The following is a 17,088-nucleotide window of genomic DNA, read 5'->3' on the forward strand; positions in this document are numbered from 1 at the left end:
AAGGTTATTTTTGACTACGGTAAGCGTGTTTTTAAATTAACCCAACCCTCATATTCTTCTCTGACTTTGCTTGCATTAATTTTACTGCTGAATTATGGGACTTAAGTGATAGCAAAAAGGAATATAGAAGACGGCAGGCAGCCTGTTCAATACTGAACGGCTAGTGTTCAATAACGGTCAGTATTAAAAAAGGGGGGTGTTCTTAGTGTGTTGATAAATAGAGTGTTATTTTTTTGGCAGACCATTTGGCATCTCCATTAAAAATATACAATTAATAAACAATGGTAAAACGTATCTCGAATATGTTCGAAAAGACTTATAAATATGTATTGATTATACTATTCAGTTTGTCATTTATGTTGACCTATGGACAGCGTAATCAAATTATGGATAGGCCCAAAGTTGATGAGCGTATCGAGATGCTAAGTATTGTATTTAGGCTTGCGGGCAATCGAGAGTATAATTCAGACGTTTTCAAGCGTTACGTTGATCGGATCAATGAACACTATGGCCCTTTTGAAGAACACGAATTGATCACTTTTGTCAATAAGATTAAAAATGAAAATGGCATAGGCTATGATGCCGTGATGAGTATGGCCATACATCTAGATGACAAGTTCAATCTTAAGCAAAAAAATATCGACGAAACCCTGGACAGAAGATGGAGCAGAACTAATGCTCTTCAATTTGTTGCACTTTTAAAGAAGTTTTACAAAGACAGTAATAGTAAACGGTTTTTTCAAGATAACAGGGCACTGTACAATGAGGTACAAAAGCGCTTTCTTCCAATTTACGAACATATTGAATTGGACTGGTATCCTAAATTCTACGGTAAGAAACCCTCCGAAAAGTTTTTGATTGTGAATGGTTTGGGGAATGGTGGTGGTAACTATGGAGTAGCCATTAAGAATCCAGCGGGGCATAAGGAAGTTTATGCTATTATGGGGACATGGAGTATGGATAGTCTTGGTATGGCGCAATTTCCGTTACAGCATTATTTCCCCACATTACTTCATGAGTTTAACCACTCCTTTGTTAATTATTTATTAGAAAAAGACACCACAATTTTTAGAGACAGCGGCGAAAAATTATATAGCGCCGTGAAGGAAAAAATGAACCGACAGGCATACGGTAGCTGGCAAACGATGCTGAATGAGGCATTGGTTCGAGCTGCGGTTATTAAATATCAAAAAGATCATCATTTTAGCTCCGAAGAGATCTCAAAGGAAACTAATGAACAACTCGATAGGGGATTTCTTTGGATTGAACAACTCGTTGATGAACTTGATAACTTTGACCGTCAGCGAGACAGATATCCTACTTTGGAGAACTACATGCCAGTACTTGCAAAGGCCTATCAATCCTATGCCGCAGATATTTCTTCGTTAGATGCAACCTTTGAAGAAAGAAGGCCAAAAATCATTTCTTTTGATGGAATTCAGGATGGACAAACAAATGTCAGCAGCATGTTAGGTGAGCTGAAGATAAATTTCGACAAGCCCCTATTGGGACAGGGACGGTCATTTAGGGGAATTTCCAAAGAAAGTTTTCCGATAATAAAAGGCCATCGCTATTCCCCAGATAAGAAATCCGTGCTTATAGATTGGGAATTGGAACCAAACAAAACCTATGAGATTATTATTACAAGGAATGCATTCCGGACTGCAGATGGGATACCGATGAAAGACCATTACCTAAAATTCAGTACAAAGTAATACTGATGAAACCGCTTGAATCATTATCAGGACGGAACACTATTCGATTTTAAGTAACGGATACGGTATTGTGCATCAAATCTTTTCTTTTTATCCCGATATAAGATTCCAAATCAAGGAAATCGGAAATCATGGCTATTAACAAATCTGTTTTTTGTGTCAACATGGTATGCATTGTCCCAGGCAGTATAGCGTTGATGTGCTTTTGCTGGAGCGGAGCAATTGCTTCTGTCTTTTGAGAAAGATCAATATTGTATAGCTTATACACGTTGTCTGATGTAAGGGATAGTACCATATTCAAATATATATCCTATACTTGAGGGGAGGTGGTGCGATAATAATCAAGCGTGTTCGATACCGAGCTAAAACTATTTAATAGCTTTATAAGTTCTGTTGAATGTATAACTTTTATAGGAAGTTCCCCTCAGAATTTATATATTGCATTCATCAATTTTAAGCCACTAAAATTTCGGAACATTATAAATCGTTAGCTATGCGTAGTATGAGTCTAGAGGATCTTTTTCTTTTGGTGAAAGAATCAAATGAAGGCGCATTTGACGAACTTTATCATCGTAGCTGGAAGAAGTTGTATGGAATCGCTGTTCGAAGGCTACAAGACGAAAATGTCGCAAAAGAAATTGTTCAAGATATATACATTGACTTATGGGAGAAACGTGATCGCAAAACTATCCAAGATATAGACCATTATCTTTGTCAAGCTGTGCGTTTTAAAGTGATCGATAAGTTTAGAAAAGAGAAAAAGTATTTTGACGAACTGGAAACATTGGTCGAAGAGTTGAGTGACGGATCAACTGCCGACGGGCGGTATATACAACATGAGCTCCAGACAATGCTCAACGGATGGATCGAACGTATGCCACACAAACGTAGAGCGATATTCCAATTGCGGTACAACGAAGATAAAACGGTCAAGGAGATCGCTAAATTGCTTGGAATATCTACCAAAACCGTTCAAAATCAATTGCTCAATACAACAAACACGTTAAAAGATCTGATACACAAAATTCTTTTCATGTTTTTTTAATTTTTTTTGGGAATTACCAGGGGTGACAACGACATATAGGAAAGGGACCATTATAAACCATTTGATATGTCTGAAAGGAAACGTCATGTTCGTGCAGTTTTAAAAGATCTTCTCGATCGATATATTTCGGGGAGTGCGAATCACAAGGAGCAAAAGCTTGTCGAACATCTGTATGATGCCATGGACAGAGGTAAATCTGAGACTGACGATCTAGCGCGTATCGGTGAAGAAATCAAAGCAGGGGTGCAGCAGCACATTGGAAAACCCCGGGTATCTGCTTTCCGTCTACATACAGCCTGGTACGCAGCCGCAAGTCTATTTGTGGTGCTGGGTATATATATATCTTATCGGATTATCGACCATTACAATACCACTGACAGGCCGAAACAGGCAAATCTCCAAAACCCATCCTTATTCGTCGGCAGTCAAGAACATTTTGATCTATTGGATACATTGCCTCCAGGCAGTCATTACACGACGATAAACGAGGAAAAAGTACTTGCACTTGGCACACTCGCCCAAACGGCCGGTAACAGTAAACTACGGATTGAGAATCCTTCGCGAGGGGTCTTTTCAGTTTTGTTGGACGACAGTACACAGGTGTGGCTCAACTATATGGCATCACTAGAGCTTGATCCCAGCTTCAATAAGAGCAACCGCTCTGTACATGTTAGGGGAGAGATTTTCTTTGATGTGCATAAGCAGTATGCTATGGGACGGAAAGTTCCCTTTTTGGTTCACTCCTCCTTACAGACTATTGAAGTTCTCGGTACCAAATTCAACGTTAATACCTCCAACGGCTTAGAAGAAAATGTGCTGTTGAGCGAAGGCAGTATCCGACTTACACACAATCACTACGGCACGCAAGTGCTGATTAAGCCCGGTCAACAGGCTTTTATACAGAAAGATAAACCGAAGATCTTACTGATCCAGTCCAAGAACATCGAAAAAGCCAATGCTTGGCGAAAAGGCTTATTTTATTTCGACAATGAAAACTTTGCGGATGTCGTACTTGAATTTGAACAGTGGTATGGAGCTGAGATTAATATTGAGCCAGCTATCGCAAATCTACCGATTACGGGTATGATAAGCAGATACGAAGATATTCGGGAAGTCCTAAATATCATTAAAATGACCAATAATATAAACTATTCAGAAAAGAAAGGAAAGATATATGTAACACAGGCAAATCCGTAAAAAAAATTAGGAATGCTGCTACATTCCTAATCGTGCCGTAAAGGCTTTGGATAATGATCAACTATTAATCAATTTTCAAATGTATAAATTACTTATGACATCCCGCAAACAAATTAAGTTTGCGCCAAACTTTTTATGTCTTTTTTTTGGCTGTCTTGTCTGGTTATTTAGTTCTGCCAGGCCATTCTTTGATGTCCAAAAAAACATTACCCTAGATTTTAATAACCTTCCAGTAAAGCAGGTATTTAAAGAGCTAAATTCCAAAACGGGGTTAAAATTTATTTATTCGCCAAACGATATTGACGATTCCAAACGTATTTCAATGACGTTCAAAGATCAGCCGATAAAGGTGGTTCTGGATCGAATTTTTTCAACTTTAAAAGCCTCTTATACCATAAACGACAATACGATCATCATAAAGCGTTATGCCAGGCAAGCTACAGCACAGGAGGAGCGTGTAGTGGTTGGTCGTGTGGTCAACCAGCGCCAGATTGCCCTCGCCAGGGCAACCGTGAGCAGCGGCCAGGGTAAAAACACAACTTCTACCGATGAGGATGGTCAGTTTACGCTCAAATTGGACCGTCAGGATAGCTATTTTATAGTGAGTTTGGTCGGCTATGTAAGTCAACGCGTGGCGCTTAAGGCAAGTGGAGATTATACTGTAGTGCTCGCCGACAGCGTTAGCGCGCTAGATGAAGTTGTCGTCGTCGGTTTTGGTACACAACGGCGAGCTTCTGTGGTAGGGGCAATCACGACTATTGAACCCAAACGATTGCAGATTGGAACTTCCCGTTCCATGAGCAATAATCTTGCTGGACAACTGGCGGGCATCATCGCGGTACAGCGCTCCGGCGAACCGGGTTATGATAATTCGAATTTTTGGATACGTGGTATCAGCACTTTCGGGGGAAGCCGCAGCCCATTGATTCTTGTCGATGGAGTAGAACGTTCGTTGGACAATATGGATCCCGAAGAGATCGAGTCATTTTCGATCTTAAAAGATGCCGCAGCAAGTGCGGTCTATGGTGTTCGTGGCGCAAATGGTGTGATCCTGATCAACACCAAAAGGGGTAAGGTGGGAAAGCCTAGTGTTTCTGCCCGTTTTGAGCAGGGCATCACATCTCCCATCCAGCTCCCTAAATTTGTTGGGGCTGCTGATTATCTGGAGATTATGAACAGTATCCGGGAGGAGCGAGGTGAACAGGGATTATATTCTAAAGAGCGAATCGAAAATATCCGGAACCAAACTGATCCAGATCTTTATCCAGATGTCAACTGGCTCGATGCAGTACTCCGCGATCGTGCTGGGAATTCAAGAGGGAACGTGAGCGTCAATGGGGGGTCGGATATCTTGCGTTATTCTTTGGTTACCTCCTATTATCGCGAGGGTGGTCTGATCGAACGTGATGAGAAACAAGCCTGGAATTCTTCCTCCCGTTTGAACCGTTATAATGTACGCTCCAATGTGGATATTAATGTAAGTCCGACCACGCTCTTCCGGCTCAATATTGGAGGCTATCTGCAGGATCGGACCCGTGCGCCCCAAAGTGTGGATGACCTATTTCAGGAAGCATTTACGATTCCTCCATATGTCCATCCCACCATTTATTCTTCAGGTGAGATACCACGTACGCCACAGCGTACAAATCCCTGGGCTTTGGCAACGCAACGTGGCTATGAACGCATCAGCGCAAGCAAAATTGAATCCTTATTTGCTGTAGAGCAGGATCTTTCGTTTTGGCTCAAGGGATTAAAAGCAAGGGGGCTTTTCTCGTTCGACAGGTATTCAAACACGTCCGTTGTAAGGAGTAAAAGTCCGGATTATTATAATCCAGCCATCGGTCGGGACGAAAATGGGAAATTACAGCTTGTGATTGACAGCTATGGCCAAGAGTTTTTAGGTTATGAGAAAAACTCAGACTGGGGCGATAAAAGCATGTACCTCGAAGGAGCCATCAACTATACCCAGTCTTTTGGCAATCACAATGTAGAAGGTATGTTCCTGTACAATCAGCGTAACTACGATAACGGTGATCTGTTGCCTTATCGGAATCAAGGAATAGCCAGCAGATTTTCCTACAACTATAACAATAGGTATATCGCTGAGTTCAACTTTGGTTATAACGGATCCGAAAACTTTGCTCCCGGCAAACGCTACGGTTTCTTTCCTTCCTTTGCCTTGGGGTGGTACATATCCGAAGAACCATTTATGGAACAGCTGAAAAGTACGATCTCCAAACTCAAACTTCGCGGTTCGTATGGACTTGTCGGTAACGACAAGCTTGATGGCCGTCGGTTCGCTTATATTACGACCATTAATGAGACCGGTGGTTACTCCTGGGGCTTAAACAACGACTTTAAGCGTGCGGGCCGTATGGAAGGCGATCAGGGGAATAGTAACCTTACTTGGGAGACAGTCGCCAAATCCAATATTGGTGTCGAACTTGGATTATGGCGAGCATTAGAATTCCAGCTTGATTTATTTAATGAGAATCGCGAAGACATTTTTATGCAGCGCCGCTCCATTCCCGGTTCCAGTGGTTTTACCAATGCACCATGGGCAAATTTTGGGCGCGTCAACAATAAAGGTATAGATATGTCACTTGAGTTGAACAAGCAGTTGAATCCAAATTTGTTCCTTTCCGTGCGTAGCACCTTTACCTATGCCCGTAATAAGATTCTAGAGCAAGATGAGCCTATTGCAGTAGTGGGAAGCACACGTTCCTCTACCGGCAGGCCGATTGGGCAGCTGTTTGGCTTTATTGATGAGGGACTGTTTACTGATGCTGATTTTTCAGATGTGTCCAATGGTACACTACGTCCAGATATCCCACGGCATACCTTCGGGCCGGTGCGCCCCGGCGATATCCGCTACCGCGACCTGAATAATGATGGAGTCGTCGATGCACTTGACAGAACAGCAATTGGCGGTACCGAAGATCCACAGATCGTATTCGGTTTTGGCTCCAACCTGCGGTACAAGGCCATTGATTTTGGCTTCTTTTTCCAGGGGATTTCGCGGACCTATCGCATTATCGGTGGTTCTAATTTTATTCCCGGAAGTGCCAATGGTGCCATGGGGAATATATTTGACAATGTTTCAGACAGATGGACTGTGAGCAACCCCAGCCAGGATGTTTTTTACCCACGGTTGTCGGATTACCAAAGTGCCAATAACAATCTGGCATCTACTTGGTGGTTACGCGATATGAGCTTTGTTCGTTTGCGCAATGTTGAGGTCGGATATAGCTTACCGCCAAAATTGCTAGATCATCTTTCCATCCGAAATTTTAGAATATTCCTACGTGGAAATAATTTGTTAACAATCAGCGATTTTAAGCTTTGGGATCCCGAACTGGGTTCAAATAACGGCATGCGATACCCAATAATGAAATCGGTATCGATGGGTCTAGAGTTAAATTTTAAATAGCATTAACCAATGATGAAGATGAAAATACAACATAAGATTACCCGAGTATTAGTGCTTGCGGCTCTGGGTATCACAATGGGGGCCTGTTCGAAATATCTTGACAAAAGCCCTGATGATCAGCTTACCCTTGAAATGATTTTTAAAGATAAGACCAGAACAGAAGATTGGCTGGCGGGTATATACAGCAATGTGCCCGATCCCTATTGGGGAAATACGCGGACGCTGGGCTGGGATCCACTCTCTGATGATATGGCTCCGTCTACCGGTTGGGAACAGTTCGGCTGGTCGGTTATTGGTATGCAGACTGGGAACTGGAATCCGAGTACATCCTGGGATCCCAATTATTGGGTGGAGCTTCCCAAACGTATCCGTTCGGCCTATATTTTCCTGGACAATGTCAAGCCCAACCCTGCGCAATTGGTGACCGAAGAAGAGGTCAACCTAATGAAAGCCGAGGCCCGCTTTATGATTGCCTATTATTATACACTTTTACTGGAAACCTATGGTGCGATACCATTCCATCTTGGTTTGTCAGATCCCAATGCACCTGCTGAGGAACTGATGATTGGACAGACTCCCTTTGATCAGGTGGTACAATGGGCAGATAAAGAACTATTGGATTTATCGGAAGTTCTGCCAGCAAGGTATAGTGCGGCACAAAAGTATGGTCGGGCAACTTCCATAATGTGTCTGGCGGTCAGGGCACGTCTTCTTTTATTTGCAGCAAGTCCATTGGTCAATGGGAACACATCCTATGCTGGTTTTACCAATAACAAAGGTGAAGCGATATTTAATGCTACTTATACGGCAGATAAATGGAAATCTGCAGTGGCAGCGTCCAAGCTCCTTATCGAAAAGGCTGAGGCAGCTGGGCACAAATTGTATATAGAATATAATAGTGATGGTTCTGTTGATCCATTTCTATCCTACCAGAACATGTTGTTCCGCAGGCCACAGGACGGCAATGAAGAGATTCTTTTTGCCCGGCCCGACTGTAATTTCGGGGAGTATGACCGCCATGCTCAACCTAGGGGAACTGGTGGCAATGGGGGATTGGGGATTACGCAATCATTGGTCGATGCCTTCTTTATGGAGAATGGCAGGACCATCGACGATCCATTGTCCGGCTATCAGGAGAAAGGTTTTTCAAAAACTGCAGAAATCAGAAATACGCGTTGGGTCGAATCCCAGGGCAATGGCAAGGTTACGTTAGAGGGAACTTATAACATGTATACCCATCGTGAACCGCGTTTCTATATTTCCGTATTATACAACGGAGCTTGGTATAGGAGGGAAAATCGCACCACCCAGTTTTATAGCGGAAACTGGGATGGAGGGCCTACCCACGATGCTCCACAGAATGGCTATCTCATCCGGAAGAAAGTTCATCCAGACCATGACCCGCGTAATAACACAAATCCTTATCGGCCGGGTATACTTTATCGTTTGGGAGAGGCTTATCTGAATTATGCCGAAGCCCTCAACGAGACGGAACCCAATCATCCGGATATCTTAAAGTACGTCAATTTGATCCGCTTGCGTGGCGGAGTGCCACAATATGGTGCGGGGCCTAATGCACTGCCGGTACCCGCTTCACAAGACGCGATGCGCAAAGCCATTAGGAATGAACGTCGTGTAGAGCTCAACAATGAGGGCATCCGTTACCGCGATATTCGACGCTGGAAGATAGGAGAGACCACACTGAATGGAAATTTTTATGGGATGAATTTTTCCGGAACTGAAAAGGACGATAGTGAGTCTAATCCCAAAGCTTTTTTCAAACGGTCGGTCTATCAAAAGCGCATTTTTACTGGAAAAAACTATTGGTTTCCAATCCCGCAAGCTGAAATAGACAAGAATCCAAATTTGGTACAGAATCCCGGTTGGAACTAGCTTGGGATATGTTTTTTTGCGTAATATTAAGCCGCTTGGGATTGTATCCTAAGCGGCTATTTTTTTCCAATTGTTATCTTTTAATGATCAATAATCAGAGGCAGACTCAGACCTGAATCGTTGGTTAAAACGGTCCGCCCATTGCTGCGTTACCTGGACTTCTAATAAACTCGGTTTTTTATAAAGTATCTATTTGTCTAATTTGCTAGAAAACTTCTCAAGGTTTCTTCATTTATATTTTTAGACAACGTTTTGATTAATTTTCCTTGGCTATCCAATAATATAAATGCAGGAATAGCTTTAGAGCTCAGGTATTGCTGCTGAATTTCTTGGTTACGTTTACCAATGGTGTTGTTGCTCGTGCTGTATTCGTCCTGCTTAAGATTTGGTATTTCATCCATTCTGGTTTTGTCATCATTGTAAAAAATGACAAACAAGAAATCATGGAGAAGTTTTTATTGAGTTGCTTATCGTCAAGCAAAGATACTTCAAGTTTTCTGCTATCTATATTTAGTTGGTAACTTAAAGTCCGTGAAGCTATTTCCATCATAACGGAGGGTAGGCTTCAGGTCATCTTTACAATAAAAAATAACCATTTTTGCCTGTTGAATTCTTATTTGAAGGTGAGTTCTCTGAATTGAGATTTAATAGATCATTATACTTTTCTAACAAGCCAATATATTTATTCATCCAGAAGTAAACAGAATTATTATCGACATCTGTATTTTTTATAGAAGAAGCATCTTGTGCACTAAGCACGTGACGATGGTTTTTTACTAACGTTTCAGGTAGTTCGGCCGTGAAATCGTGTCCAATTATATTACCAACTTCTAAGAGAATTTGAAGATTCAAATTTTCTTGTTCAAACCAATTATATATTGTTCTTCTACTTACTTTTAGCTTTCGGGATAATTCGCTAATCCCAATACGTTCCATTCGAAGAACCTGTTTTAGAATATTTCCTAAGTGTATGCCCATAATAAAAAAATGTAAAAGTTGATCTAATTAGTCCCCACACAAGTCTAGCTCTTCATATTTGGAATTATTACTGATGAAATCTGGTAGAATTTCTTTCATTTTTTTTACCATTTCATAGTCATTGTTCATGCTATTTAAGCACAATAATTCCTCTGTAACCTGATGAACATAATTAAAGCTATAATCAATAATTTTAGATATTTTAATCTTTTGATGATGGGTCGGAATAGTTTCTTCTTCCAAAAGGAGTAACTCCTCATATAACTTTTCTCCGGGGCGTAGTCCGGTAAAAACAATTTTGATATCCTTATCAGGCGCCATGCCGGCAAGTTTGATCATGTTCTTTGCCAGATCAACAATCTTAACCGGGTCTCCCATATCAAAAATAAAGATTTCACCTCCATTTCCCATTGCTGCAGCTTCCAATACCAATTGTACAGATTCAGGAATAGTCATAAAATATCTGGTTATTTCGGGATGGGTAACTGTTATTGGGCCACCCTTTTCTATCTGAGCTTTAAATCTCGGAATGACAGATCCGTTTGATCCCATAACATTTCCGAAACGGGTCGTAATAAATTTAGTTTTTGGTTTAAGTAAACTCTTAAAATTTGCTCTAACATTCTCCGAAGCTGATAATATATTATTGTTATTTAGCGATTGGATATACATTTCTGCAAGACGTTTAGAAGCTCCCATAATATTAGTGGGTTTTACAGCTTTGTCTGTAGAAATCATAATAAACTTTTCTACCTCATGATCTATCGAAAGCTCGGATATGTTTTTCGTACCCAATACGTTGGTTAATATAGCTTCTGCAGGATTATTTTCCATCATCGGAACATGTTTATAAGCCGCTGCGTGAAAAACAATCTGTGGTTTAAATTCTTCAAACAGTGTTTTCATTCGGCTTTTGTTCTGGATGTTGGCCATGAATATTTTGGTTTTACCTTCGGGATAATAATCTTGAATTTCAAGCTGAAGTTCGTGTAAAGGTGTTTCTGCCTGATCGCAGAGGATGATATACTCTGGGTTATAGTTTAAAACCTGACGTACAATTTCGGAGCCTATTGAGCCTGCTGCTCCGGTAATCAAAACTCTCTTTCCGCTTATCTCTTTTGATACATTATTCTTTTTGAGGATAATAGGTTCCCGTTGTAAAAGATCTTCAATTTTCAAGTCCTGTATCTGATTAGGACTTAATTTACCATATAGCCATTTATCAGAAGACGGCACTGTAACCACTTTAATACCCAGTTCTATACATTTTTCAATTGCTTTCTTTTTTCCATTAATATTTAGATCGTTGCCAACTAATAAAACTTTATTGATAGCATATTTTTTCTTAAGTGTTTCTATGCAAAATGACGGATATACATTTTTTTGTTCTATATGTTTGTTTATTTTATCCTGATCATCATCAATAAAACCAAACACATTTATAGGTGTTTCCTGACAGGTATCCAATGCTTGTTTCACCAGAATTGAGGTGTTGTCAGTGCCATAAATTAAAATATTATCCTTTATATTTCCGGGTTGTAAATCTTTTAAATATCCAAAAATGTGTTTGACGGCTATTCTCAAAATAATTAACAAGGATGAAGAAATAAAAAAGTTCAATAACAGTACTTTGTCAAACCATTTCCACGGAAGTTTAAAATATGGAGCAACAAACAAATTACTGATAAGCATAAAACCAATACTGCTTATTAGCACCGCCATGAATACGCGGAAGATATCTTCTGTATTGGAATATCTTATGATCCCTGTATGAATTCTCATGTTGATAAACACGTAAATAGAGATCACACTGTAAAGTCCTATATATAAGATATCGCTGGTGTAAAACAATTCAGCAGATTCAATTTTTTTTGTCAGCAATAAAGACATAAAGAGTGTCCAGATTACGATTAACTGATCGATCAATAATATCAGCCATCTTGAATGTACTTTATTACTAAATAATAACTTTTTCATAATAAGCGTAATTTTAGATAAATAATAGAGAGGAAAATAAGGTAATGAAAGCTCTGTATAAAGGGAAATAGTCGATTGCTATTTTTTTATCAATTCCTCGCTTATCAAGCAAATAGTTGTATGCTTTGCGGTTTGCAATGAACCGGAAACTTTTATAGTTTAAGAACAGATCTGAAAAAGCCGATTTCCATCGGAACAGGGAATCTTCTTTAAAGCCGAGCCCCCCACCTAGATGAAGAAACTTCATTCCCCTTTCCCGTCCAATAATGGTAATTTCATCAACTAGAAATTTTGCAGGAGATTGATTTAAATATGATGCTTTAGTAGCAACCAAATGTGCCTGAATAATGCCGTGAGAAAAAGAGATGATCATTGCACATGTTATTTCATCACCTAAATAAACCAATAATAATCTGCAGTCAAACTCTTTTGAATGAATTAGGTTTATAAAGTATTGTTTATCAAATAAATAGTATTCAGTGGAGCCGATTCGACGCATGTTTTCTGTATAGATATCAATGAATGTATCAATATCTTCCTGTCGTTTTGATTCCTTTACGAAGTATCCTTTATTCCGGCACCTTTTGATCGCTTTAGTGGCAGACCGATCGTACTTTTTACGCTGAACATCTAAAGGTAAATTCAGATCGAGTGCAACAGTAAGTCCATTTTCATGAACCCCCTCAAATTCTTTCATCAAAATATACTGATCAAAAAAAGGGTTCAATCGGGAGAATACGGAGACTATCTGTTCGTTTTTCAGAAATTTTAAAAATGACTTTTTAAAATTATCGATTAATCCTTCATCCAGGTGTTCGAATTTTTTACTTGCAATTGGTCCAGGATATCCATACACAGAGCTTAAATCAAAAAATGGCGAATCAGGGATAACTCTTTTGAGGAACGGAAAGGCTATGAAATTTTCACCTTCTTCATAAATCAAGAGTATAGGATTACCACTATTGTCTAAAGAATGATAATGCCAGGTATGATAAAAATCGTGTATAAAAGAGCGTTTAATGTAAGAATTCCATTCGTTTCTTTCGTTAAGAGTAAGTAATTTAATCATAGGGTGCATTTTTAGGTGGGCACAAGACCAAGAGGTTAAACAAATACTAACATATATCAGCTAATATTGGGGTATTGCATTATTTAACGGCATAAAGTCGCATCTGTATAAGGGGAAATACTCAATCTTATTATTAGGATCGATTCCTATACGATCAACTAAGGAATTATATATTGGCTCATTGGCGCCATACGTAGGCTTTTCATTGCTCTTTGTGAAAAAGAGTAATTAATTTTCTCATGATAGTAAGTGAACTAAGGTTAGATGGGAAACTCTTTTTTATTTAATTCCATTTTAATAAATCCATTTCCTTCATTGAAACCTACTGCCACAAAGCCCATTCTTTCGTAAGTTTTTCTAGCAGAAATATTTAATGGATTTACCTCTAATAAGACACATTTTAAGCCTAGTTCGAAAAAAGCATACTTTAATATAAGCTTTGTAGCTTGCTTGCCTATTCCGTTTCCCCATAAGCTTTTTTTACCTATGAATATATGAAAGGATGCCAGTCCATTATTTATATTTAATAATTGAATATTTCCTATGTATTGATTGTTTTCTTTAAGACAAATTGCAAACCGTCGTTCATCCTTATTCTCTAATTTGCCTTTTATCCATTCCTGCTCAGCTTCTAAAGAAATGTATCTATCAGGTTTAAATTCAGTATATTTCCAGATGTCAGAATCATTTCTCCACTGATAAGAGACATTTGCATCGCTTAAAACCAATGGTCTTATATAAACTAAGTTATCCATACTATTTAAAAAAAAAATAAAGCAAATTCATAATGTGAATCAAAAAATAAAGAGGCTAGTTAATAGAACTAGGATGCTAGTTCATGTATTATATCTTTCAACACACAAACTATTCGTTCCATATCTTTTATAGTATACCGATGATCTATTGGTAGTGGGACAAGGTGTTTTGCCAGATGATTTTCAAACATACGTTCGTTTGTCCACTTAAAAACATTAGGCCAATAGGTAGGAACAAATATTTTATTCGCTATAAGTTTAGTTTTAACTTTATCATTTGAAATAAGAAGAGGGTATACCATAGGAACAGCATCTAAAGGTATTTCAATATCAAGTTCATTTATTAGAGCCAAATTTTCCTGCAGATAATTATAGTTTTGTTTTCTTATTTTTTCACTGTTTTGATAATCAATTCCAGAAAGAATTTTCTGCGTTAGAACAGACATCTTTTTTATATCGTTGTTTTCAAGACTTTTATCGTTTTCAATAAAATCCCCATAAGAATTTTCACTCCCAACATCGATACTCTTTATAAGATGTAACAATCTATCAAAAGATATGTCCATTTCTATGTTCAATCGGAGACTACTATTAAGTTGTAAGTAAGCACCATCAGAGACGCCAAAAAACTTTCTGCATGAATATATTGTATCGATCTTATCTACTGGTTTTGAAAAGAAGGCCTGCGAATTGTCAACAATTAAATTTTTAATGTCTTTGCTTAATCTTTCTACTGTATGCTGTTTTATACCAAAATAGTTGGTATACAAAAAGCATTCAGTATACCCAATCTCAAAATTGACTATAGGATCTAACTGTTTATCTATTGTATAAAACTCATATGGAACTGCCAATTTTAACATAGGTTCCAATATCGTATCACAGGTAAAATAGGGTATATAAATTTTAGTATAGCCCTTAACCTTCATTATATATTCTAATGCATTTCTGGTTGTATTTAATTTTATGAGTGAAGGATAGTATTCTTCGCCATTTGAGAGTTGTAACTGAAAAAAGCCTCCAATGGTTTTCTGAAGTTCTTTTTGATATTTCATAAAAATTGGAAATAAAATTTTTTCGAAAAAACTATTAACCTTGACTTGATAAGTACATTCTTTTATGAGGAGGTTGATAAAACTCGTACAAATCTGCTGGAATTCTGGCGTTGTAACCAACAACTTGCCTTAAGCTTTCACTTAAAGATTCTCCAAATTCATACCCTAAATATCTTGGAAAATCGAACATCGGCTTAAAGAATGGTTTGGTAAAACTTAATGTTAATACTTTTCTGGCATTTTCAGTATAATTTTTACCGGCAGCATGCCATAAGTTAGAATCAAACAAAATAATACTACCTTTTTTTGTTATCGCCCGGTCAGCGTGTTTGTAAAAATATTCCTCACTTGGTTTGACATCTTCCTTATGTGAACCGGAAAGTAGATAAGTGGCGCCATTCTCTTCTGTAAAATGATCAAGCAGTACAATCATTTGGATCATCATTTTATTAATTCCAGTAAAACTTCTCAAATCCCGATGAATATTTTGAACATACGGCCTATCATTCTTCATGTTAATAACCGCACTAAACCCATTTAAGATATAGTTTCCGCCTAAAAAGAAGCGCATTTCCTTATCACAAAACATTTGTTCTAAAAAATGTAAACTAAAATTGTCACATTCCAATAAATGATGAAGGGTACCCTCCATATTTGTTTCAATACCGTTTTGGGTTTGGATTTCTCTTCTTTGCAAATAAGCCGGTTCCAGGTCATTAATAATTTGAGTAATCAGCCCTTCATTAAGAGCGTTTTCATATATAACCCAACCAAACTGATCAATTGCATTCTTAAAGTCACTAATAGTAGCTCCAGAATAATTAAATATATTTTTCAAAGTATATAGATTTAATGGTTAAAAATTTATTTTTTTTTAGAAAACCCGGTATTTTGAAATCGGATTGCTTTTATTTAATGGCCATTTCAGGGCAACGGTACAACGGGAAATAATTTATATTTAAATCGTTCTTTCTTTCTTTGATCAGATCATTGTATACGACTGTATCCGATACAAATTTCCAGGTAGAATCTTCGAGAAACAGATTTGAAAAGGATGATTTGAATTTAAATAAGGAGTCTTCCCGACCTCCCAAACCACCGCCCAGGTGAAAATACTTCATTCCCAGCTGCCTGCCTATTATACTTATTTCGTCCGTGAGTAACTTACTGGGCGATTGATTAACATAATCGACTGCTGTGGCAGACAGATGGTTTCGGATTATGCCTCCACAACACATAATAATTGCGCCGCACATCATTTTAATTCCATCATACATCACGATTAACTTGCAACTATCCTCTTTAATGATTGCTGCAAAATAATCTTCGTTGAAAAAATAGCTTTTTTCTGCTTTCAGCCGGTGCATGTTCTCATTGTACATGGCCGTAAATAAACTTATTTCATCTCCGGTTTTAGCTTCTTTAATAATGTAAGGCATCTTTCTCAAGTGTCTGATTTGTCTGCCCATCCTTTTTTCATAGCCTATTCTTTGCTCTTCAATAGAAATGGATAAGTCCATGTATACAGTTTTACCATTGTTGGAAATACCTCCTATTTTTTCAATCAACACTTTCTGGTCAATAAAAGGATTAAGTCTACAGAAAACACAGATATATCTTCCAGTGTTCATGAAGTTTAAGAAGAAATACTTGAAATTTTCAAGTATCTGGTCACTTATGTCTGCAAATTTTCTATTGGAAATCGGCCCTGAATAACCATATACAGAAGTCAGGTCATATAAACCTGAATTTTCAATTTCTCTTTTTAGCAGAGGTAGCGCAATAAACACATCCGATTCTTCGTAAACGAAAAGAAATGGATCCCCGTTTTTCTCTAGTGAATGATAGTGCCAGGTATGATAAAAATCATAGTTTACAGAATTAAGGACATATGCTGTCCATTCTTCCGATTGTTGAAAATTGATCAAGCGATATGCCATGACTTATAGTATTTTTAAAGAACTACAGTTTTTT

At 38.3% G+C, this 17,088-nt stretch carries 14 protein-coding genes; 5 read left to right on the forward strand and 9 right to left on the reverse strand.

The features are described from left to right. Window positions 1-281: 281 nt before the first annotated feature. The gene (locus tag G6053_RS07755; protein ID WP_165306056.1) at window positions 282-1,715 is read left to right on the forward strand and encodes a DUF4932 domain-containing protein; all 1,434 of its coding nucleotides are present in this window, start codon (window positions 282-284) and stop codon (window positions 1,713-1,715) included. Between the two features lie 49 nt (window positions 1,716-1,764). Here G6053_RS07755 and G6053_RS07760 read toward each other — a convergent pair whose 3' ends face one another. Next, the gene (locus G6053_RS07760; protein ID WP_165306057.1) at window positions 1,765-2,010 is read right to left on the reverse strand and encodes a hypothetical protein; all 246 of its coding nucleotides are present in this window, start codon (window positions 2,008-2,010) and stop codon (window positions 1,765-1,767) included. A 198-nt stretch (window positions 2,011-2,208) separates the two neighbouring features. Between G6053_RS07760 and G6053_RS07765 the strand changes: the two genes are divergently transcribed. The 4 genes from G6053_RS07765 (at window position 2,209) to G6053_RS07780 (ending at window position 9,280) form a co-directional block, all read left to right on the forward strand. Continuing rightward, window positions 2,209-2,760: a sigma-70 family RNA polymerase sigma factor gene (locus G6053_RS07765; protein WP_165306058.1), complete on the forward strand. Its 552-nt coding sequence runs from the start codon at window positions 2,209-2,211 to the stop codon at window positions 2,758-2,760. 66 nt (window positions 2,761-2,826) lie between these two features. Continuing rightward, the gene (locus G6053_RS07770) at window positions 2,827-3,957 is read left to right on the forward strand and encodes a FecR domain-containing protein (protein WP_165306059.1); all 1,131 of its coding nucleotides are present in this window, start codon (window positions 2,827-2,829) and stop codon (window positions 3,955-3,957) included. A gap of 79 nt (window positions 3,958-4,036) precedes the next feature. Next, on the forward strand, window positions 4,037-7,387 hold the full coding sequence (locus G6053_RS07775; protein ID WP_165306060.1) for a SusC/RagA family TonB-linked outer membrane protein: 3,351 nt from the start codon (window positions 4,037-4,039) through the stop codon (window positions 7,385-7,387). A gap of 18 nt (window positions 7,388-7,405) precedes the next feature. Continuing rightward, entirely contained in the window at window positions 7,406-9,280 is a 1,875-nt protein-coding gene (locus tag G6053_RS07780; RefSeq protein ID WP_206531888.1) for a RagB/SusD family nutrient uptake outer membrane protein, read from the forward strand. Between the two features lie 197 nt (window positions 9,281-9,477). Here the strand turns inward: G6053_RS07780 and G6053_RS07785 are convergent, their stop codons facing one another. The 8 genes from G6053_RS07785 to G6053_RS07820 form a co-directional block, all read right to left on the reverse strand. Further along, on the reverse strand, window positions 9,478-9,681 hold the full coding sequence (locus G6053_RS07785; RefSeq protein ID WP_165306061.1) for a hypothetical protein: 204 nt from the start codon (window positions 9,679-9,681) through the stop codon (window positions 9,478-9,480). A gap of 175 nt (window positions 9,682-9,856) precedes the next feature. Further along, window positions 9,857-10,216 carry a hypothetical protein gene (locus G6053_RS07790; RefSeq protein WP_165306062.1) on the reverse strand — a complete coding sequence of 120 codons (360 nt, stop codon included), beginning with the start codon at window positions 10,214-10,216 and terminating at the stop codon, window positions 9,857-9,859. Window positions 10,217-10,285: 69 nt separating this feature from the next. Beyond that, entirely contained in the window at window positions 10,286-12,148 is a 1,863-nt protein-coding gene (locus G6053_RS07795; RefSeq protein ID WP_241254947.1) for a nucleoside-diphosphate sugar epimerase/dehydratase, read from the reverse strand. Window positions 12,149-12,248: 100 nt separating this feature from the next. Then, the gene (locus tag G6053_RS07800; RefSeq protein ID WP_165306064.1) at window positions 12,249-13,304 is read right to left on the reverse strand and encodes a GNAT family N-acetyltransferase; all 1,056 of its coding nucleotides are present in this window, start codon (window positions 13,302-13,304) and stop codon (window positions 12,249-12,251) included. Between the two features lie 260 nt (window positions 13,305-13,564). After that, the gene (locus G6053_RS07805) at window positions 13,565-14,059 is read right to left on the reverse strand and encodes a GNAT family protein (RefSeq protein WP_165306065.1); all 495 of its coding nucleotides are present in this window, start codon (window positions 14,057-14,059) and stop codon (window positions 13,565-13,567) included. Window positions 14,060-14,127: 68 nt separating this feature from the next. Then, entirely contained in the window at window positions 14,128-15,114 is a 987-nt protein-coding gene (locus tag G6053_RS07810; RefSeq protein WP_165306066.1) for a hypothetical protein, read from the reverse strand. A gap of 34 nt (window positions 15,115-15,148) precedes the next feature. Continuing rightward, the gene (locus tag G6053_RS07815) at window positions 15,149-15,952 is read right to left on the reverse strand and encodes a phytanoyl-CoA dioxygenase family protein (protein ID WP_165306067.1); all 804 of its coding nucleotides are present in this window, start codon (window positions 15,950-15,952) and stop codon (window positions 15,149-15,151) included. A gap of 70 nt (window positions 15,953-16,022) precedes the next feature. Then, window positions 16,023-17,054 (reverse strand): GNAT family N-acetyltransferase, encoded by a 1,032-nt coding sequence (locus tag G6053_RS07820; RefSeq protein ID WP_165306068.1) that lies wholly within the window; start codon window positions 17,052-17,054, stop codon window positions 16,023-16,025. Between the last annotated feature and the right edge of the window lie 34 nt (window positions 17,055-17,088).

It is taken from the genome of Sphingobacterium sp. DR205, from assembly GCF_011064245.1.
Classification (GTDB): domain Bacteria; phylum Bacteroidota; class Bacteroidia; order Sphingobacteriales; family Sphingobacteriaceae; genus Sphingobacterium; species Sphingobacterium athyrii.